This is a genomic window from Cylindrospermum sp. FACHB-282 (assembly GCF_014697195.1).
In the GTDB taxonomy this organism is placed as follows: domain Bacteria; phylum Cyanobacteriota; class Cyanobacteriia; order Cyanobacteriales; family Nostocaceae; genus Cylindrospermum.
In genome coordinates, this window is sequence record NZ_JACJRJ010000031.1 from 26,192 (window position 1) to 45,474 (window position 19,283).

General features: G+C 42.1%; 15 protein-coding genes and 1 pseudogene. 4 read left to right on the forward strand and 12 right to left on the reverse strand.

Features of this window, described 5'->3' with window-relative positions; translation table 11 throughout:
- Positions 1-298 precede the first annotated feature (298 nt).
- Together H6G32_RS16605 and H6G32_RS16610 are read right to left on the reverse strand one after the other, a co-directional pair.
- Positions 299-1,150, reverse strand: a complete 852-nt coding sequence (locus H6G32_RS16605; protein ID WP_190460225.1) for an SGNH/GDSL hydrolase family protein — start codon at positions 1,148-1,150, stop codon at positions 299-301.
- Positions 1,151-1,219: 69 nt separating this feature from the next.
- The gene (locus tag H6G32_RS16610; RefSeq protein ID WP_199328141.1) at positions 1,220-2,620 is read right to left on the reverse strand and encodes an ammonium transporter; all 1,401 of its coding nucleotides are present in this window, start codon (positions 2,618-2,620) and stop codon (positions 1,220-1,222) included.
- A gap of 875 nt (positions 2,621-3,495) precedes the next feature.
- Between H6G32_RS16610 and H6G32_RS16615 the strand changes: the two genes are divergently transcribed.
- On the forward strand, positions 3,496-4,794 hold the full coding sequence (locus tag H6G32_RS16615; RefSeq protein ID WP_190460229.1) for an RNA-guided endonuclease InsQ/TnpB family protein: 1,299 nt from the start codon (positions 3,496-3,498) through the stop codon (positions 4,792-4,794).
- Positions 4,795-4,823: 29 nt separating this feature from the next.
- Here H6G32_RS16615 and H6G32_RS16620 read toward each other — a convergent pair whose 3' ends face one another.
- The 3 genes from H6G32_RS16620 to H6G32_RS16630 form a co-directional block, all read right to left on the reverse strand.
- Positions 4,824-5,105 (reverse strand): hypothetical protein, encoded by a 282-nt coding sequence (locus H6G32_RS16620; RefSeq protein WP_190460231.1) that lies wholly within the window; start codon positions 5,103-5,105, stop codon positions 4,824-4,826.
- Between the two features lie 157 nt (positions 5,106-5,262).
- Entirely contained in the window at positions 5,263-6,270 is a 1,008-nt protein-coding gene (locus tag H6G32_RS16625; RefSeq protein ID WP_190460233.1) for a mechanosensitive ion channel family protein, read from the reverse strand.
- 124 nt (positions 6,271-6,394) lie between these two features.
- On the reverse strand, positions 6,395-9,052 hold the full coding sequence (locus H6G32_RS16630) for an EAL domain-containing protein (RefSeq protein ID WP_190460235.1): 2,658 nt from the start codon (positions 9,050-9,052) through the stop codon (positions 6,395-6,397).
- 1,664 nt (positions 9,053-10,716) lie between these two features.
- On the opposite strand from H6G32_RS16630, the pseudogene H6G32_RS27545 reads away from it, so the two are divergent.
- Positions 10,717-10,869: pseudogene (locus H6G32_RS27545) on the forward strand (ISAzo13 family transposase); the annotation flags it as partial.
- Positions 10,870-10,959: 90 nt separating this feature from the next.
- Here the strand turns inward: H6G32_RS27545 and H6G32_RS16635 are convergent.
- From H6G32_RS16635 to H6G32_RS16665, 7 genes are all read right to left on the reverse strand, one after another.
- Positions 10,960-11,442, reverse strand: coding sequence for a hypothetical protein (locus H6G32_RS16635; RefSeq protein WP_242046620.1), 483 nt, complete (start codon positions 11,440-11,442; stop codon positions 10,960-10,962).
- 130 nt (positions 11,443-11,572) lie between these two features.
- Entirely contained in the window at positions 11,573-11,761 is a 189-nt protein-coding gene (gene rpsU / locus H6G32_RS16640) for a 30S ribosomal protein S21 (protein ID WP_015206174.1), read from the reverse strand.
- Positions 11,762-11,891: 130 nt separating this feature from the next.
- A complete protein-coding gene (locus tag H6G32_RS16645; RefSeq protein ID WP_190460239.1) occupies positions 11,892-12,200 on the reverse strand; it encodes an RNA recognition motif domain-containing protein in 309 nt (102 codons plus the stop codon).
- A gap of 438 nt (positions 12,201-12,638) precedes the next feature.
- The gene (gene recA, locus H6G32_RS16650) at positions 12,639-13,715 is read right to left on the reverse strand and encodes a recombinase RecA (RefSeq protein WP_190460241.1); all 1,077 of its coding nucleotides are present in this window, start codon (positions 13,713-13,715) and stop codon (positions 12,639-12,641) included.
- 256 nt (positions 13,716-13,971) lie between these two features.
- Positions 13,972-15,882: a transglutaminase-like domain-containing protein gene (locus tag H6G32_RS16655; RefSeq protein WP_242046621.1), complete on the reverse strand. Its 1,911-nt coding sequence runs from the start codon at positions 15,880-15,882 to the stop codon at positions 13,972-13,974.
- A 77-nt stretch (positions 15,883-15,959) separates the two neighbouring features.
- The gene (locus tag H6G32_RS16660; RefSeq protein WP_190460245.1) at positions 15,960-17,318 is read right to left on the reverse strand and encodes a DUF58 domain-containing protein; all 1,359 of its coding nucleotides are present in this window, start codon (positions 17,316-17,318) and stop codon (positions 15,960-15,962) included.
- 1 nt (position 17,319) lies between these two features.
- Complete coding sequence (locus H6G32_RS16665) at positions 17,320-18,282, reverse strand: AAA family ATPase (protein WP_190460247.1); 963 nt, start codon at positions 18,280-18,282, stop codon at positions 17,320-17,322.
- A 405-nt stretch (positions 18,283-18,687) separates the two neighbouring features.
- Between H6G32_RS16665 and H6G32_RS16670 the strand changes: the two genes are divergently transcribed.
- Positions 18,688-18,957 (forward strand): type II toxin-antitoxin system Phd/YefM family antitoxin, encoded by a 270-nt coding sequence (locus H6G32_RS16670; RefSeq protein WP_190460314.1) that lies wholly within the window; start codon positions 18,688-18,690, stop codon positions 18,955-18,957.
- Entirely contained in the window at positions 18,944-19,225 is a 282-nt protein-coding gene (locus H6G32_RS16675; RefSeq protein WP_190460249.1) for a type II toxin-antitoxin system RelE family toxin, read from the forward strand. Before H6G32_RS16670 ends, H6G32_RS16675 begins: the two co-directional genes overlap by 14 nt.
- Positions 19,226-19,283 lie beyond the last annotated feature (58 nt).

Genomic DNA, 19,283 nt, shown 5'->3' on the forward strand with positions numbered 1-19,283 from the left:
ACTATTATTCATTTTCTCGCGCTAAGGCACTTACCAATAATAAAATGCTGTTAGCTTACCTTTGGCCTAAAACGCGAAAGCGCTTAAATTCTTGGATTTTCCCAAAATATATTTGATACGGCTAGGCATTTGATCTTTTTTGGATCTCCCTAAGACGCGATAACGACAGGCATATTTTGAATTTTGTATCCCTTACGGGAAGGGATGGCTCTATTTTGACTAGGTCATCTCCCCTTAGGAAAAACCTGTCCAAAATTGGTTAGCCAATGCAAGGAAAGCGGCTTTGAAAATCTCGTTTTCACCCCCTTTCGCTTTTCCTGAGGCTGGAGTTGAATTCCGTCTGTCCATAAATCTGCAATGCGGTACGCCAGACTATGTAGCCTTGGGGACTCAGGTGTAAGCCATCGGTAGTAAATTCGCGGCGGAGACTGCCTTCCTGGTTAGTAAACAAGGAATGTAAATCAAGATATGTGACATTTTTTTTAGTAGCTATGCTTTGCAGTTGCTGATTCAACTGACGAATACGACTATTAGGAATAGCTAGTAATTTGGCTCGTCCTTCCCAAGTTGCTTCCTCTCCCCCATGAGGCAAAATCGACTGGATAACAATTCGCGCTTGGGGATGCATCTTGCGTAAGTAAGTGATAATTCGCCGCTGATCGTCTAAAATCACCTCATCGCTCACCCCCCGGATTAGGTCATTAATGCCAATCATCACCAAAATAACTTCTGGCTGGGTGCTGTCAAATAGATTTAATCTTTGCAAAAGTCCATTGCTGGTTTCGCCAGAAATTGCCTGATTGAGCCAATTTCTATCTTCAGGTAATAACTTAGATGGAAACCACAAGCTCAGTGAATCTCCGGCCAGTATGGTTAAGTGCCTAGGAGGGTCGTCAGCAGCTACCTTGGCTTCTTGCTTGAGGATGTCTAACCATTGCTGGTAATTAAGTTGGTGACGCTTGCCTAACTCTGGTGTAGCGGCTGGGGCTGAACTCTTGAGGCTGACTTGATTCGAGGATGCTGTTGTGCCAAAAAAAGCGGTCAATCTCTGCTGTTGCCAAATCAGCAGGATGACCGCCAACATGAGTATGCTGTTGGTTACCAGGGAGAAAAGTCCCCAGATAGGAAAGGTTTTTGCAGGATTGGACACGACTAGCGAATTTTACCGATTGTTTGAATCAGATTTTAGATCGCCAGTGCGCCTAAATCCCACTATCTATTACGAAACATTAATGCGATCGCCAAACTCGGAGTTGTAACCTTCTTCGCCGTGTTCGTTGATATCCATGCCTTGTAGTTCAGCTTCCTCTTTGACGCGCAGACCGACTGTCGCATCGATAATTTTCAGAATGATCCAAGTACCACCAGCAGCGACGATATAAGCAATGGCGATCGCTGCTAGTTCAACTAAGATTTCACCGTAATTACCACGCAGCACCCCATCTTTCCCACCTGCATTGACTGCTGTCGTGGCAAAGATGGCGGTTAAGAAGGCTCCTACAGTCCCACCGACCCCATGCACGGGATAAGTATCTAAGGCATCGTCAACTTGCAGCTTGTGCTTGAAACTCACCGCATAAAAACACACAAAGGAGGTGATGAAACCAATTAAAATCGCTGATAGGGGTGTGACAAATCCGGCAGCTGGGGTGATGCCTACTAAACCAGCTACAGCACCTGTCGCCGCACCTACAGCGGTTGGTTTACCGCGTAAAACTCCTTCCAAAATCAGCCACATTAAAGCACCAGCAGCGGCAGCTGTATTGGTAGCAACAAAGGCTACCGTGGCTACTGTGTTGGCAGATAAGGCACTACCAGCATTGAAGCCGAACCAGCCAAACCAAAGTAAACCAGCACCTAGCAAAATGAAGGGAACGTTGTGGGGCGGACTCAGCCGATCAGGATGGGTTTTCCGAGGGCCAAGAACGATTGCCGCTACGAGGGCAGAAACACCAGAACTAATATGCACGACTGTACCCCCCGCAAAGTCGAGGGCACCCAAACCGCCAGCTAACCCCAAGAATCCACCTTTAGCCCATACCATGTGGGCTAAGGGCGTGTAGATAAAGGTTGACCACAGTAGCACAAATAAGCAATAGGCCCGGAAGCTCATGCGTTCGGCGATCGCCCCAGAAATTAAAGCCGGGGTGATAATCGCAAACATAGCTTGATAGATCATGAATGCCTGGTGCGGAATCGTCCCGGCATATGACGTTAAATCAGCATATTTTGGATCTGCTGCAATGAGTGCATCCTCATAGGGCATATGCGGCAGGTAGCCCTGAGTTTCTAACCCCACATTGCCAAACAACCAATCGAACCCACCGAATATCGAGTTCCCTGGTGCAAAGGAAAGGCTATAGCCCCAGAGAATCCAGGTAACTCCCACAATGGCCATGAGTACGAAGCTCATCATCAACGTGTTCAGAACGTTGCGCGATCGCACAAATCCACCATAAAAGAAGGCTAACCCTGGCGTCATCAGCAACACGAGCGCTGATGAAATCAGCATAAATGCTGTATCTCCCGTATCGGCCGCAGGCGGAGCGGCTGCTGCTTGGGCAAAAGCATCGCCCATCAGCGGTACTGCCAGCAGTAATAGGGTCAAAACCCCAATCATGACAACTTTCTTGAACACTTGTTTTTGTCCCTAAGCACCAACAATTTTGTGCTACTTAAATAGAATCCGTAATTTTTGATACTATTTTCTGTCTTAAAAGTTACTCAACTTGAGTTTTTTGGATAATGTTAACAAAAATATAATCCTTATTACAGTTGCTAACCGTTAAATAACTGTATTGCCATGCAATATTCTCATACTTTGGTTGCAAAGATAGCATTTTGTGTAAACGCTACAAAACTTATCTTTTTATATAAAAATTTTTGTAAACAACTAGGATAATTTGCTAACTGTGGTTTTTGTGGCTGTAATTATCTTCTGCCAAAAACACCTTTATTGCTCGGCTTGGTGTAGATGAAGCGAAGTTATTAGCACCAGATTTCACAGTGCTGGAAGTACCAGCTACATTTGGAGAAGCAGCACCAAAAGTAACTATTTGCTCTGTCAGTGATTTAGCTCAGCTGGCGTCACTTATTCCCAGGTGTTATGAAGTAGAAGCTGCCAAGCACTAATACTAGTTTGGCTCGTGAATATAGTAACACAGCAAATTTAAGTGAGATGGTGCTATATTTACAAGAAACAGACGGGAGTTTGAAAGCCCCGGAGGAACAGGCGCACAGGGACGTATTCCGTGCTTTAGACCGGGGATGAAAAACGACTCGGCAGGTTTTAACCTGCCTGTAACATATCCTTGAATTCAGGCAGAGTGTCAAGCAATTCTTCAACAACCTGAGTAATAGTTTTATCTTTAGTGGCTGCATATAAGCGCAGTTTGTTCATTCTGCGCTCTGTAATCCTAATATGTAATTCTTTGGTATACCTAAGACACAATAGCGATACATTCATGTTAGCATATACCAGAGAAGGTAAAGCAAATGTACGGTTGCCAACAAAATTTAATTAGTCCAGACTCAGAGCTAAAAGCAGTTCTTGAATTTATATGTTCTGAGTCGCATAAGCTGACAAACTGCGGTATCTACTACGCTCGCCAACTATACTTGAAAACCAAAAAATTGATTGGTAAGTACGACTTAGAGAAGGAATACAAAACCAATCAGCATTATCAAGTTCTTCATTCTCAGGCGGCACAACAAATATTGAGGTCTGTTGCAGAATCGTTCAAGTCTTTCAAAGAGTTGGAGAAGAAGTACAACAAAGGTGACTTGCACTTCAAGCCTAAGCTTCCCAAATATCGTCAAGGTGCAGGATACGCCTTAGTAGCCTATCCCAAGCAGGCATTAAAACTTATTGGTAACAGTATAAAGATTCCTTTAGGCAACACTGTTAAGCGTTGGTTCAAGCTTGATAGTTTCATAATTCCAATGCCGTCTAACTTGCAGTTTGCAGACATAAAGGAACTGCGAATACTGCCTAGGAATCAATGTTTCTACGCTGAGTTTGTCTACGAGAAAATTTCAACCCCAATATACTATGTCGACCCAAGCAACGCTCTAGCAATCGACCCAGGTATTAACAATTGGCTAAGTTGTGTTTCTAATTTTGGGACTAGCTTTATTGTTGATGGGCGTAAGGTTAAAAGTCTTAATCAGTGGTATAACAAGCGTGTTAGCACACTTAAAAAAGGCAAACCACAAGGCTACTGGGATGACCAACTAGCCCAGATTACAGAAAAGCGTAATCGTCAGATGAGAGACGCGGTTAACAAGGCTGCAAAATTAGTTGTAGACCACTGCCTCAAACACCATATTGGTACAGTTGTTTTTGGCTGGAATCAATATCAACGACAAGAAGCAACACTTGGCAAGACAACTCAATCCTTTGTGCAGATACCTACCGCCAAATTGAAACAACGAGTTAAGCAACTGTGCCAAGAGTATCGCATTCAGTTTGTGGAAACCGAAGAATCCTACACAAGCATTGCTAGCTTTCTAGATGATGATTTTCTACCTACATTCGGCGAAAAACCTGAAGGGTGGAAACCAAGCGGAAAACGAGTTAAACGCGGTACGTACCGCACTGGGGCAGGAATTCTCATCAATGCCGATCTAAATGGTGCAGCGAATATACTTCGCAAAGTAGAGACACAATTAGACTTATGTCTAGTCAAGGTCTGTAGGCAAGTCTTGACCCTTGCTACCAGATTTCGCATCTGGGAAACCAAAACTCAAAAGCGAAACGGAGCGGCTTTAGCCCTCCGTGTAGCAACAGTTTAGAATCCCCGTGTCTTTAGACCGGGGAGAGGTCAATCTATTTCCGATTGTTGAGCATTCTCAACAGGACGGGCAATTGTGAAAGAAATCGAGCGGCTAGATTGAGTTGATGAATCTAACTGGAGTGGTTCGGGTGATATTTCGCTAGTTATATCACTGAAGTAAGAGCCAATAATTTTATCGTAATTAGAAGCAACAGCTAACAATGCCCCCCCCAAGATATAGATGGGCAAAGGTAAAGTAAAGTTTCCCACCCAGTTAAATACTTCCGCCAAGGCAAACAGCACCAAAAAGCAGGCCAGCCAAACCTTCATGTTTTTATCCCCTGGATTGAAACAACACTAGTCTAAACAGCTTGAATGATACTGGATGTGCTACACAATCACAATCGAAAGTCAATTGTTAATTAGTAACGGGTAATGAGCTACTTACTCATGATTGAATTCCAAAACTGGCTCAACTTGACATTTTTCATGATTCGTTGTCGTCTTGGTGAGCACGTACCTTGCTGTTACCATTTTGGATTTGCGCTAAACGCTGAAGCGAACCGCTAATGCTGCGCGGTTTGGGAACTTCGCTTTTACCTTTAGGCCAGCCTTCACGTTGACGAGAGCGATCGCCATCAGTCTCTTCAGTTTGGTCGTGGAATAAAATTTGTCTGGTGGGATAGGGTAAATCGATTCCATTTTCCACATACAGCTTTTGTTTAATTGCAGAGATTACCTGATCCCGCGATTCCAGAGCATCTATCCTGCGTGGCGGTTTAATCCACCACCGGATGCGGATATTGACAGTACTTTCCGCAAGTTCCATCACCAGCACATCGGGAGCCGGATCTTTTAAAACAACATCTACACCATGCATTGCTTCCAGCATTAACTGCTTTGTCCTGTCAATATCATCACCATAGCCAACGCCGATATCATACTCTAGGCGGCGGTTTTCAAAAGCAGTGTTCACTGTTACTGAATTGGTGAACAGTTCAGAATTGGGAATGACAATCCGACGACCATCATAAGTTCTGATAGTCGTGGCCCTTGTCTGAATATTCTCTACCGTACCCTCAAAGCCCTTAAAAACAATTTGGTCATCAATTTGAAACGGTTCTGTCAACAAAATTAAAATACCTGCTAAAAAATTTTGCAAAATATCGCGAAAAGCAAAACCAATCGCCACCCCACTAATTCCTAGAAGTTGTACTAAATCGCCTGCTTTGAGCGAGGGAATCACAATAGACAGAGAGACAAACAGACCTACCAAAATGGTTATACCCTGTGCTAATCTTCCCAACACCATTCCCAGATTGCGAGCATAACGGTGATGGCGGGTCAAGCGCTTGACTAATCGCTTGATTGCTCTACCAACTACAACAAAGAGCGTAAAGACAATCAAGGCCAGAATGATATTTGGCAACAACATTATGAAGCCGTTAATCATTACCTGCACCTTGTCCCAGACTGCGGTTATCTCTGCGTTCATCTTGCTTTTTCTCTCATCAGTCGTTGCTGATGGTAGTCAAAATTAATGCAGTTAAAATCCTTCTCAGGACTGTAGATGCACTTTCGGCAAGACAGAATTATGTATGTTAATTAGCCCTTTCTTGCTAGGAAAAAGAAAGTGGACATGGATGTGCAGCGTTGACTTGGAGAATTTCTGTAGCTTGTTGGGCAGAAAGCGGTCGATAGAACAAGAACCCTTGGACATCGTCGCAGTGAATTGATCTTAAGAACTCCAATTCCTCTGGCTTTTCTACACCTTCAGCAGTCAGGCGCAAACCCAAGCTTCGCCCTAAGGTAACTATAGCCTGGATAATATGAGCTACCTTGGAATTCGTTGTCAATTCTCGGATGAAAGAACTATCAATCTTTAGACTGTGGAGCGGTAACACCTGGAGGCGGGAAAGGGAAGAATGACCTGTACCAAAGTCATCGATGGAGAGGTATACCCCCATTTGCTCCAAATCATTGAGCACAGTTTTAGTGAAATCGATATCCTCAATAGCGATCGTTTCCGTAATCTCCAACTCTAAAAAGTGCGCTTCTAGTCCCGTCTCTACTAAAATATTGGCTACCATCTCTACCAGTTTAGGTTGGCAGAACTGCTTGAGAGAAAGATTGACAGCGATAGTTAGGGGAGGCAATCCCGCTGCTTGCCAGGCTTTATTCTGACTACAGGCCTTCTGTAATACCCATTCGCCAATAGAGACAATTAATCCACTTTCCTCAGCAAGAGGAATGAAGACATTAGGGGCGACTATCCCCATTTCAGGGTGATGCCAGCGCAACAAAGCCTCCATACCAGTTATTTTCCCTGTAGTGATGTTGACCCGAGGCTGGTAGTAAACCACTAATTCTTCCCGTTCTAGGGCATGGCGCAGGCTCCTCTCTAAACTCAGGAGTTCGGGAGTCTTAGCGTTTAGGGACAAGCTATAGAATTGGTAGTTATTCCTGCCCTCATCTTTGGCATAATACAAAGCAGCATCCGCGTGCTGGATCAGAGTTTCGGCATCAGGACTGTTGTCATCAAGCAGCGCAATCCCAAGGCTGGCACTTACATAAAGTTCGTGTCCCTGAAGATGAAAAGCATTTTCTAAGGCTTGTAAGATTCTCTGAGCTGCTTGGGCTACCTCTTCTCTCTGAGTAATTCCGGCCATGAGGATGGTGAATTCATCACCTCCCCAACGGGCAACGGTGTCCCCAGGTCGGAGAGCATCTTTCAGTCTTTGAGCTACACTTTGTAAAAATTTGTCTCCCAGTGTGTGCCCCAAGGTATCGTTAATGATCTTGAAGCGATCTAGATCAAGGAACATAACAGCTAAACTTTCCTGATTCTGCGCCGCGTTGGGCAGGGCTAGAGCCAGTATTTCATTAAATAGCAAGCGATTGGGCAATCCAGTGAGCAGGTCATGAAGGGCCTGATAGCGAATCTTTTCCTCTACCTGCTGACGTTGGCGAGCGCCACTGATACTGGCGGCCATCGTTAAGAGGGTAGATTCTTCGTGTCTTGACCAATAACGCTCTGAGTTACAGTCTGCCAAGCCAAGGTAACCCCAAAATTGTTCCTCTAAGCGGAGAGGCACCAGCAGGAGAGATTTAATGCCGTATCTGGTCAGAAGTTCTTGTTCGGTGGGCGGAAATTCTTGGGTGAGTCCACTAATAGACTGGCCCCTAGAGAGGGCAGTATACCAGCGTTCTAGTCCACAAGTTTGATAAGACTGATTCTGCCAGTGGCAGTAAGAGGTTTCAACACCAGTGTGCGTCCATTCAAACCGTAGGCTTACCGCCATTTGTCCCGTAACTAAATGGGGATGGTTCTGGAAGAGATAAACGTGATCTACCCCAGCTGCTTCCCCTAGGGCTGCCAGCGCTTTGTTAATGGCTGTCTCGTAGTTCATTTCCGCCAGCAAATAATTGGCGGCTTCAGCAACTGCTTGTAGCAAGCGATCGCGTTGGCGTAGTTCTGCCTCAGCTTGCTTTTGTCCCGTAATTTCCCTAATAATAAAAGTTCTAATTAAATCACTTTCAGGCAGGTAGTGAACGGATTGTTCAAAAATCTCTCCGTTAACTTCTATCTCCCGGACAAAAGAATTTCCCTCTTGGTTCTGCACCGCATTCACAAGTTCTGCCAGGATAGGGTGCTGCTTGCCCATTTTCCTGAGTTTGGGGAACTTGACAGCCGCGGCTGGATTGAGATATGTAACTGTTCCCTCTAAATCCATCTCGATAATTGGATTAGGGATGAGTTCAGGAAAGGATGCAAGGCGAGCCAGGGCGCCCTCACTAGCTCCTTCCAAGTTGGGATCGCGGATAATTAGGGTTTCAAAAGGATTGGCGGGATTGGCTTGTTCCAACAGAAAGCTAGAAATGTCTTCTACTTGACAAGATTCAGAAAACGCTTGTTCTGATAAGTTGGAAATAGCATAGTATTTAGCCTGAGCTTGATGATTGCCAAAAGAAATCGTGTCTCCATGCTGGAGGTTATGAGAAAAGCATTTAGTGCCATTAACGATTAAGCCATTAGTACTTCTTTTGCCCTTGAAGTTGCCATCAATAATCCGGAAACCATATTGATCGGTATCTGGAATAGTTACCCGCAATAAAATCGCATGTTGCCTCGATACAGAACGGGAATGCAGAACAATAGCGTTTCTAGTATCCCGCCCAAGAGAGTAAGTCGTCTCTAGCAGGGGGATAGTTCTTTGCCCGTGCAGGTCTTGAAGGACGAATAGGTGGCGGATTTTTCCCCGCTCATTTCCCAGCATGGCTCTTCCTCAAATTCTCATGTCTTTGGGTCTTCTCTGCAAGAATAATGCTCTAAATAAGTCTTGACTTTCAGCCCCCAGTTCTGGGAAAACTGCTCAATCAACTTTTTTGCCATCTGTGCAGCTTATCGCCTGGCCATTCTCCTAGGAATTAACCCTCTGGAATGAAATGCCCATTTATCCAGCCAGGTTTCCTTGGGGAGTCCTGGCAATTTTTCCAACTCAAGAGCAATATACTTTAGTTTATTCTTGCCCAAGTACCCAGAATAAAATTAATTACCTAAGATAACCTATGGTAAATTTGCGGATTTTTTGATTTCAATGATAAAAAATCATTATAATGGCAAAGTACCTACGGGTAAGATAATTAAGGTACTAAACCTCCAAAAAAATATTGTACATACTTAAATAAGCATCAATATCAGTTAAATAAAAACTATGATTATTTGAACGCTATTATTATATCGTGGTGGAAAATAGTTATAAATAAACAAACGTAACTTTTTCCAGGGGATTGCTGTTTAGGGGTGTGAAGCAATAGAGGCTATTTTCAGGGTATTTTCAAGAAACTTAAACAATATCTACCGTATAACTGTCAGAGTTGATTAACCATTAATGCAAGGGTAGCGAATTTACATTTCTTAAATTTCTTAACTTTATTCACTGAAACAGTAACGCCCTTTAACTAATTGGTATTGATTGATATAGAGAGTTTACTTAAGCCTAGAATCATTGCCAATTACCACAAGTGAAATCATCTTTAATTTCCTTCACCTGCTTAAAAGTAAAGTTTAGTTGCAAAAGACATCCCTTCACATTCCATAGTGATAATTTATTAGTAGAAGCTAAAAAACTTCCCTGGCAGATCCAACAGCCAAAGTCCAAAAGTTAAGTTAAGAGGTAAAGACGCTGTTTCAACATCTGTCTCGTCAACTAACAATAACACCCAACTCCAAAACTGATATCTCCTCAAAGTGGTAATCAAGAGGGGGCTATGCGGCTGATTGCTTAGTATACTGCGATTGTTAAGCGTTCAATCAGTGCAACCCTGCATAAAATCACAAAAGAGAGGAAATCACTCAGTTAGTCCGAGATTGGGTGTTGTTGTTTTAGAAAGATCAGTGATGTTTTGAGATATGAGCTTTGACTTTTCTGATTGCTCGGATCTGACTCAAGACGGTTTTTTTACCTGAAGGGGGCAAGTGATTTTTATGTTTCGTTCAGTTCAAGCTGACTGCTGATTGTATCGTTGACCTAAAAAGAGGATTGGTGGTTGCGTGTCAAATACCGTTTCTATCACATCCGTAAAATAGTTATTAACTAGGGGAACATACCAGGAAATCACTCTTGGCGAACCCAATTTATATATCTTAATTCTTTAATTTACTCAAAAGTTTAAAATTGCAATTAAATTGGCTTACTATCGGCCCTACCACAGTAAATATAATCCTGAAATATAATCCTGTTGAAGAGCTTTTTAATGGCTTGAACAGTGTGGGAGTGGTAGCTTACTCGACAGTGTTAATAATGTACTACAGTTGGTCTCAAACCTAACTTTTACAGCATATTTCATCTGAGTGAGCTACACAAGGGTGGGCTTTTCGGCCCACCCCACAAGATTTATAATATTAAGATGTGTACTTTATTTACTTGTGAAGTGCTGTAAGGGTAAAAATTCTGTGGTTACTTTGGTTGATTAGGTTTACTGTACTGGGGTTAAACTCACCAAAGAATCAATGACGGCAGTTGAAAAACAAATTCAAGGTTTACCAAACTTGAAGAAATGGTTTGTTGAAATTTTTGGCGGTTCTATTTGATTTCTAGATCATTATTTTCTTGTAATACTCATATTGAATAATCAATTCTATCTTGTTCGATGATGCCATTAGGATGCCTGTACACGAAGGCTAGAGCAATATGGCTCGTGTTTCATCCCCTAGGACGTTAACCGAGGGGCTTTCACACAAACCTTGATTCTTTGTAAGGAGCCTAGCTTTTTCAGTCCATGGGTCATTGCATAACCCAACTGCTGGCAAATTTAATTCAAATGGATGGGGTGGTGACTGTAGCAACAGGGGTGAACCTTTCTCATGAGCTTCTACTAAGTTAACTATCCAAGGAAGAAAGTCTAAGATTTCTCTTGGCAATACAGTTAGCTCGAAGTCCCACAACAGATTAAGACCTCGACATACTTGCCCCTTTTTGACCATCATGACTTGAAGAGCGCTCTTATTAATAGCCAGACGAAGAATAAAAGGGCGCAATGGGATAAATTCGTCAGGTGCTATGTAAGCGTATATGTTTACATAGTTTAATCGCCGCCGATTATCCATCCAAGATGCAATAGGGGAATTACTACTATAGGATGTACCGCTTATGTTCACTGGCATACTCATAGCAGCAGCAAAGAGAGAGTAGAACTCACTTCTTAGTTCGCTAACAATGTGTTTGGCTTCTGGGGTCACAGTTGCTACACCTGTTTAAAAAACAATCCCCTGCCTTTATCAAAGACAGTTAACCTTAATTTCGGAACCGTCTCTTACTTTGCTTGTGCTTGGCAACTGCTTTGCGCTTGCGTTTTTCCAGAGGAGTTTCAAAGTGACGGTTCTTTCTCATATCTGGAAAAATCCCAGCCTTGGATACTTGTCGCTTAAACCGACGTAAGGCTGATTCAATTCCTTCATTTTCGCCGACGATTATTTGGGTCATTCTCTCTCCTGCTAAATTGACTTAATTAGTAGCTATTTAGTTGTAAGCAATGCAGTCAAGCAAATCGCTAAAAAAGGCAGACTCTTTGTCTGCCCTTAAGACCTTAGAGTTAAATTCTTGGTTTTAAACCTTAGTAGCGTCGAGAGTATCCACCACCATCACCTCCGCGTCTACCACCGCCGCCGCCGCCGCCGTCTGTCTTCGGTTTAGCTTTGTTAACTTTTAAGCTACGGCCCATCCATTCAGCGTTATCAAGGGCAGCAATTGCTGCTTCTTCTTCCGCGTCTGAGTCCATTTCTACAAAGCCAAAACCTCTAACGCGTCCTGTTTCGCGGTCGATAGGTAGTTGGACTTTCTTAACAGTCCCATATTCTGAAAAGACCTGCTTAAGGTCTTCTTCTCTAACTTCATAGGATAAGTTACCGACGTAAATTGACATAAAAAAAATCTCCAGAAACCGAGAGTGTAGAGATTTAGATCCGGAGATGTCTGTAATACGAGTGTAAATAGCAACAAACCGTACAGCCGAATTTAATCATCTCTCGATATATTAACACAAATCGAGAGGTTGTATTGCTAAGAAGCGTTATCGCGCTTTAAAAGTCTTGGTGTTTTAGATTGAGATTACTCGGTTAAATATAGTAGTATATTCTTAGCTCAATGTAACTTTTGCTACTTAAAAAACGTATTAATGGGAAAAAATTGTTGACTTTTCCTATAATTGTGACTAGATATTACTTGTATATCTTACATATTATGAATTTGTCAGTGAACTGGTATTACAGATGAATTTTGGATTGAGCTAAAAAATCCCCGGACTTTTTGGGGGAATGTGAGAAGTGATGCTCACCCAGTCCGGGGATTCGTCAACCTATTGTTATTCTTCTTCTAACTCAGCTTCTTCTTCATCTTCGTCTTCGTTGACCTTGGTGATGGAGTTAGCAGACACAACCGCCCCCTTGTCTAGCTTTTCACGCACTAGCTGCTTAATTTGTTCGGCAAATTCTGGCTTTTCTTCGAGGTATTTGATGGCGTTGTCTCTGCCTTGGGAGATATTATCGCCGTTGTAACTGTACCAAGCGCCTTTGCGGACTAGGACGCCAGTTTCTTCTCCCAGGTCAACAATACAACCTAGAGTGGAAACTCCTTTACCAAAAATAATGTCAAATTCGGCGATTCTGAAAGGCGGCGCTACTTTATTTTTTGCTACCTTCACTTTGACGCGGTTACCAAATTCATCTGTACCTTTTTTCAAGGTTTGAATCCGGCGAATGTCTAAGCGCACGGAGGCGTAAAATTTCAAGGCGTTACCGCCAGTTGTGGTTTCTGGGCTACCGTAGGTAACGCCGATTTTTTGCCGCAATTGGTTGATAAAAATTACTGTGCAGCCAGATTTACCAATGTTGCCAGTGATTTTACGTAAAGCTTGGCTCATCAACCGGGCTTGGAGACCAACGTGAATATCACCCATATCGCCTTCGATTTCGGCGCGGGGAACTAGTGCTGCTACTGAGTCAATGACTACAATGTCAACTGCGGCGGAGCGAACGAGTTGATCGACTATTTCTAAAGCCGATTCACCAGTATCAGGTTGGGAAACTAGCAAGTTGTCAATGTCTACACCTAAGGCGGCAGCGTAAGTAGGATCAAGGGCGTGTTCAGCATCAACAAAGGCTGCTATACCGCCTTCTTTTTGCACTTCGGCGATCGCATGGAGAGCTACTGTTGTCTTACCAGAACTTTCCGGGCCATAAATCTCAATCACCCGTCCTTTGGGTAAACCGCCACCCAATGCTAAATCCAAGGTGAGCGCTCCGCTGGAAATTGTCTCTACCCGCATCCGGGTAGCATCTCCTAGACGCATGATTGCTCCTTTACCGAAGCTGCGCTCAATCTGGTTGAGTACCATAGTCAGGGCTTTTTGCTTGCCAGTAGTCTCGGTGTTGATAGCCATTAGTGCCTCTAAATATAGGATTTAAGGATTTTTAGGTTGGGAGTTTGAGTAGAACAGATATACTATTTTAGCTGGAAAATGTTGTAATAGGACTTTTCCTACAAGGATGTTTGACAAGATCCTAACGCGATCGCTCCCTGATTAGGGTAATAAAACTCGACGATTTTGCAAAGGGGTGATTTTTTTAACCTACAAATCAATCCTGGGTCTCAGTGCGCTGGGATTGACTGCTTCCATAGGGAGATGAGCTGAAGGTTCATTGAGGATTACTATATTTATCGAGCCATGATTGAATAGCAGACTTAAATTTTGCTTGTTCAGTCTCATTCATGGCAACCGGATCGAAGCGATCGCGATAATGAAGCTCAATCAGCGAAGTCAAATCGTCAACCTGTGATGGGGATAATTCCTCTTTTAGCCTCTGAATCCAGTTCTTTAAAGACTCTGAAGGGTTACGTATAAATCCTAACTCGTTTAAAGCCTTCTCAATCGAATAAAATTCAGAATTCTTTCTAGTTGGGTCAAAGTTGTTACTTTGTTTCAGCAATATCTGTTTCGTCGATACACGGCGCACCCCTTTTTGGGGAACCAACCTCCGCATCAGAATCAAGATAAACGGCAGCATCAGCCACCAACCATACTTAAGTAAATTGCTACCTCTAACATTTCCTAACCAGCTTGAAAGTCTGAAACCCAGAAACGACCATAAATCAGAGATGAATGACCATTTAGAAGCAGTTGCATCCTCAATACCTGTCCAATCAGCAGGTGTAGTGTCAAAGGCTTGCCATCTGTTATCTAAATATACCATTGTCCAAGCATGGGCGTGACGACTGCGGACAATATATTGCTTTTCTAAATTGCTAAATTCATGCACCGAATATCCCACAGCATAACGGGTGGGGATGCCTACCGCACGCAAAATAAGTGTAGTTGCAGTGGCAAAATATTCACAGTGTCCAGAGCGATTTTGTAGTAAAAATGTTGATAAAGCTGTTGAAGAATTGTCTTTACCTGCAAGCTTGAGGGAATAACGAAAATTATTTTGAAAAAAGCTATTTACACGCTTTAATATTTCTTGAGGTGATTTGTTTTGAATATCAAGGTTACTGATAGTTTGATTTATTGCTATTTGTTCTTTTGGGGGGATTTGCAAATCATCTTCTGTAGGTGCGCTATCAACAGAAAGATTATTATTAAACTTGAGTTGGTAAACGATATCGTTAACTTTTCCATCTACTTTTACCGTACCATATTTACTCTTTTCCATTTGACTAACTTGTAATTCATCAATTTGGAATGTGCCATCTACCAACCTTAATAAACCTTTGCCGCGATTAAGCGTAGCAGAAACGGTGAGTATCGAACTATTTGCTGGTTGATCTCCTAAAGTCCAAGTCTTACCATTGCTTTGTGGTTGAACAGGAATAAACTGAGGTTTTGATGCTACCCAAAAAGAAGATTTGTATTTATTATAAGTTGCTTCTCTTAGCAGAAGAGGAGAGCTTTTTTGATTTTCAGCATTTACCCTAAATATAATATCATTTGACTGCTTTAAAGTGCCAAGTTCTCCCATACTTGTTTGTTTCTTGAAAGCATCTATCTCTTGTCCGACACCATTGCTTAACCAGGCTACAACACTTTCTTCTAACTTCACTTGAAGTTGAGCCACCCCAATCTGTCCGATGAATCCAATTATTCCAGCAAGCAGGATTAGACATAACCAAACAGTAGGCGGAAATCTTTTAGACCGCAGAAACCAAAAAGCAACCGATGAAAGTAAAAACATCCCAATATAAAAAGAAATGTCCTGAGTATTGGCATTTCCAGCAGAAAAAATACAAAGAGCGAAATATGGATAAGTTAAATTAATAGTAAATTTGGTTGATTTCTCTTTTGTAGTTACATTTTTAATCTTTAAAAAAAGTGTACGAATGTCAATAGTTTCCTTTACAGAATATACCTGAACAGCTATAAGAGGGAAAAATACAAATGGCAGTAGTTCTAAAAAAGAATATATTAAATAAAGTGAGCGTTGAGTAATGAGAAGATAAACTAATAAAGAGATCAGAAGCATCAAACACAGATTAGCAAGGCGCCGGAAATCATCACTAGAGAAATCCCACCGCGAATTAATGAAGCGCGAGCCTTCCAGAATTACAGCCATTAGTAGGGCAAAAATCCAGAATCCCGACTGAAAACCCCAAAACATTAAAGCAGCACCAAGGAGAAAAGGAGGTGTTTTCATAAACGCATTAACTGCTCCTGTATTGTACCCAATTTTAAGATATGAAAAGTTGTGATTTCATCTTGGATAAAATCAAAATTATCTAAATTGTCTTCTTGTTTTAGAATAATTAGTACTAAGGTATGGATACCCATTCTCTTGAGATAATTGACTAATTTGATTCTCTCTTCATCCCAAGAGAGAAATATGCAGATACACCCACTCAACAGAGAAACTCTCTCAATCACTACTGGAATTAGTGAATCAAAATATTTATCCCGACAAGCAACTACAGAAGCGAGAATCTCTAGCATTTTTTCAGTATGACTCAGTCCTCTACCAAAGGTAAAAGAATAAGCTTCATTACCCACAAACATCAAGTCTAATAAAGATTCTTGGGTTTGAACTTCATAGGCTAATGAAGCTGCAATTGATATTGCTTCTTCGAGAATTTCGCTATATTTTTCACTTTGAAATGTATCTAAAATCAGTGCGTGTCTGACAAAAAATTCATCTTGTTCTTCTTTGACAATTGGCTTACCAACTTTTGCCCAACTTTTCCAATGAATTTTTCGCAGTGAGTCTCCAGGACGATATTCTCGCAAAGACCGAAATTCTTCTGCATCTCCCACAGATGAAGCTAAAGCCACCCCACCAGATTGATATCTCTTTAAACCAGGAAGTTCAATTGGTGGTAGTTTATATAGCTTTGGTAGAATTAATAAAGATTGGGGTAAAGAAATAGTTGTACAAGCATTAAAAAGACCAAAAGGATCTGGTCGCGTCATCGTCATTCCAACGAGCCGAACAACACCTCTATGGGTGGGTGTAAGTTCACAAAGTACTTCAGTTTTGCTGTTAGGTGCAAGCGGGGGTAACTCTGTTGGTTTCGCTGTAGCACATTCTTTCCGAGAAACCAGCCATAGCCAGCGATAAGCTCCTGATTTTTTATCCAGAGTACTACGTTTATTTTCGTCAGGTTCAGGTGTTTCTATAAATTCTTGAAAAGTGGGACGGGGGTCAGCAAAATTTTCAAATAATTTTAATCCTTTTTGAATTTTGTCACTTTTGTTATGAATCAAAATTCGGTAGTTCAGTTTTACCCCTACAGTTGCATATCTGGGTAAATTGCGAGTTGCACTAAAGCGGTAGCGAAAAAATAGACTATAGACTGTAGCTATGATGAGAATAGATAGCAAAAAAGTAAATATCTGATAGGTCATGCTTTGGTTGCTATCTCCGGCCATTATGGCAGCAGCAGTTAACCAAGAAATAACCGCACCCATAACAGTAACTCGTTTTTCTAGTCTGTGTTGAATAGCAGAACTGAAATGGTAAAGACGATAGATAGAACGTTGTGTCTTTGTAGGTTGCATTTTAGGTAGGAACAGGCACAGATTTGAGAATATCTTCAATCACACTTTCAGCAGTTTTCCCAGAGAAACGTGCTTGGGGTTCCATGACTAAACGATGAGCAATGACTGATACTGCTAGTTCTTGAATGTGTTCTGGGGTGACAAATTCATAACCATCAAACAAAGCCAAAGCTTGAGAAATTTTCATTAAAGTAATAGAAGCTCTGGGACTAGCTCCTAATTGCACACCTTCGGCTGAACGAGTAGCATTAACAATATCTACAAGGTAGCGTTTCAATTCTTCACTGATTCTGATTTGCTTAACTTGCTGTTTTAAGGTGATTATGTGTTGTAAGTCAACGCATGGTTGAATGGTATCAATTGGATGTTGCTGAATTTGGTCTGAGAGCAGGTTAATTTCTTCTTCTGGGGATATGTAGCCTAGGCTAAATTGAAGCGCAAATCTATCCATTTGGGCTTCTGGTAAGGGGTAAGTACCACGGGACTCTACTGGGTTTTGTGTAGCGATTACAAAGAAGGGGTCTTTGAGTTTTCGCAAGTTTCCGTCAATGCTGACTTGAAATTCTGCCATTGCTTCTAGTAAGCCGGACTGGGTGCGGGGTGAAGCGCGGTTGATTTCGTCAGCTAGGACGATATGAGCAAATATTGGCCCTTCGTGGAAATGAAAGGTGCGTGCATTGGGGTCTAGCATGGAAACGCCTAAGATGTCTGACGGCAACAAATCTGGTGTAAATTGAATCCGCTTGAATGTGACATCTACAGAGAATGCTAGGGCTTTGGCTAAGGTGGTTTTACCGGTTCCGGGATAGTCTTCTAGTAAGACGTGACCACCACTAGCAAAGGCTGAGAGCAACTTCCTGATGGCTGCTGATTGCCCTTTCATCACTTTTTCAATGTTGTGACAAATTTTTTGATAAATTTCTTTGCCGGATAAGGGAGGGGTTTCTGGGTTGGCATTATCCATGTTTGGGTTATGTAAAAAAAGACTTAAGTAATTTTAAGCTGAAAAATGCGATCGCGCTCTGGTTTGGGTAATAGATCGCTACAATTTTGGGGCGTTGCTGATTAAAAATATGAATATGTCTCGCGCAAAGGCGCAAAGGCGCAAAGAATCAAGCTTAAAAAAGTTGAATTTCCCGATTTCATATTCCAATTCAGCAACGCCAATTTTGGAGATGGGTAATTTTTTTTAACGCAGAGGTACGCGGAGGGTTAGCTGCATTGGTGTGATTGATTCTTTAAGTTTACCAATATTTTAAGGTGCGATCGCCTGGGTTTAATGCCTGTTATGCGATCGCTTCCAGCGGGTGCTTTTGCCCATTGCATCTGCTAGAATATAGTCATAATGTCTAAAATAGTCAAAACTACTATGCAGACCTACACTCTCACAGATGCTCGCAACAAACACGGTGAGGTTTTTGACAAGGCTGCAATTGAGCCAGTTCTACTAACCAAACAATCACGTCCTAGTCATGTGATTATTTCCGCAGATAGCTACCATAAATTACTTAATCGGCTGCAAGAATTAGAGGATATGGTTTTTGGTCAAGCTGCTGAAACGGCTTTGAGTCAGTCCAAAATGGTTGGTACAGAGGCTTTTACGTCTGCATTGGAGCATTTAGCTGATGGCGAGGCTTGATGGTTTAGCAACTGTTCTTGATTTTCTCAACGGTTTGCAGCCTAAAATAGCAGCACAAATTGCCAAAAAAGTTTTAGCCTTGAACGTTGAGCCTTTACCAGCTGATAGTGAGCAGCTATCTGGTTATCAGGGTTTATATCGAGTTGATAGTGGTGAATATCGAATTGTTTACAGGTTTTTTCCTGAACAAGATTTAGTGGAAGTGATTTTAGTCGGTAAGCGCAATGATGATGATGTCTACAAAAGATTAAAGCGTTTACTGGGCTAAAGTTTGGTTTTGATGAAAAATGCTAAAATCGCTCTAGCACAAATGCTTTCAGGCATCT

Excerpts from the sequence above, each read along its gene's own strand:
- H6G32_RS16610 (WP_199328141.1), bottom strand. The coding sequence starts at position 2,620 with ATGATTGGGGTTTTGACCCTATTACTGCTGGCAGTACCGCTGATGGGC.
- H6G32_RS16615 (WP_190460229.1), top strand. The coding sequence starts at position 3,496 with ATGTACGGTTGCCAACAAAATTTAATTAGTCCAGACTCAGAGCTAAAA.
- H6G32_RS16620 (WP_190460231.1), bottom strand. The coding sequence starts at position 5,105 with ATGAAGGTTTGGCTGGCCTGCTTTTTGGTGCTGTTTGCCTTGGCGGAA.
- H6G32_RS16625 (WP_190460233.1), bottom strand. The coding sequence starts at position 6,270 with ATGAACGCAGAGATAACCGCAGTCTGGGACAAGGTGCAGGTAATGATT.
- H6G32_RS16630 (WP_190460235.1), bottom strand. The coding sequence starts at position 9,052 with ATGCTGGGAAATGAGCGGGGAAAAATCCGCCACCTATTCGTCCTTCAA.
- H6G32_RS16635 (WP_242046620.1), bottom strand. The coding sequence starts at position 11,442 with ATGCCAGTGAACATAAGCGGTACATCCTATAGTAGTAATTCCCCTATT.
- rpsU (WP_015206174.1), bottom strand. The coding sequence starts at position 11,761 with ATGACCCAAATAATCGTCGGCGAAAATGAAGGAATTGAATCAGCCTTA.
- H6G32_RS16645 (WP_190460239.1), bottom strand. The coding sequence starts at position 12,200 with ATGTCAATTTACGTCGGTAACTTATCCTATGAAGTTAGAGAAGAAGAC.
- recA (WP_190460241.1), bottom strand. The coding sequence starts at position 13,715 with ATGGCTATCAACACCGAGACTACTGGCAAGCAAAAAGCCCTGACTATG.
- H6G32_RS16655 (WP_242046621.1), bottom strand. The coding sequence starts at position 15,882 with ATGGCTGTAATTCTGGAAGGCTCGCGCTTCATTAATTCGCGGTGGGAT.
- H6G32_RS16660 (WP_190460245.1), bottom strand. The coding sequence starts at position 17,318 with ATGCAACCTACAAAGACACAACGTTCTATCTATCGTCTTTACCATTTC.
- H6G32_RS16665 (WP_190460247.1), bottom strand. The coding sequence starts at position 18,282 with ATGGATAATGCCAACCCAGAAACCCCTCCCTTATCCGGCAAAGAAATT.
- H6G32_RS16670 (WP_190460314.1), top strand. The coding sequence starts at position 18,688 with ATGCAGACCTACACTCTCACAGATGCTCGCAACAAACACGGTGAGGTT.
- H6G32_RS16675 (WP_190460249.1), top strand. The coding sequence starts at position 18,944 with ATGGCGAGGCTTGATGGTTTAGCAACTGTTCTTGATTTTCTCAACGGT.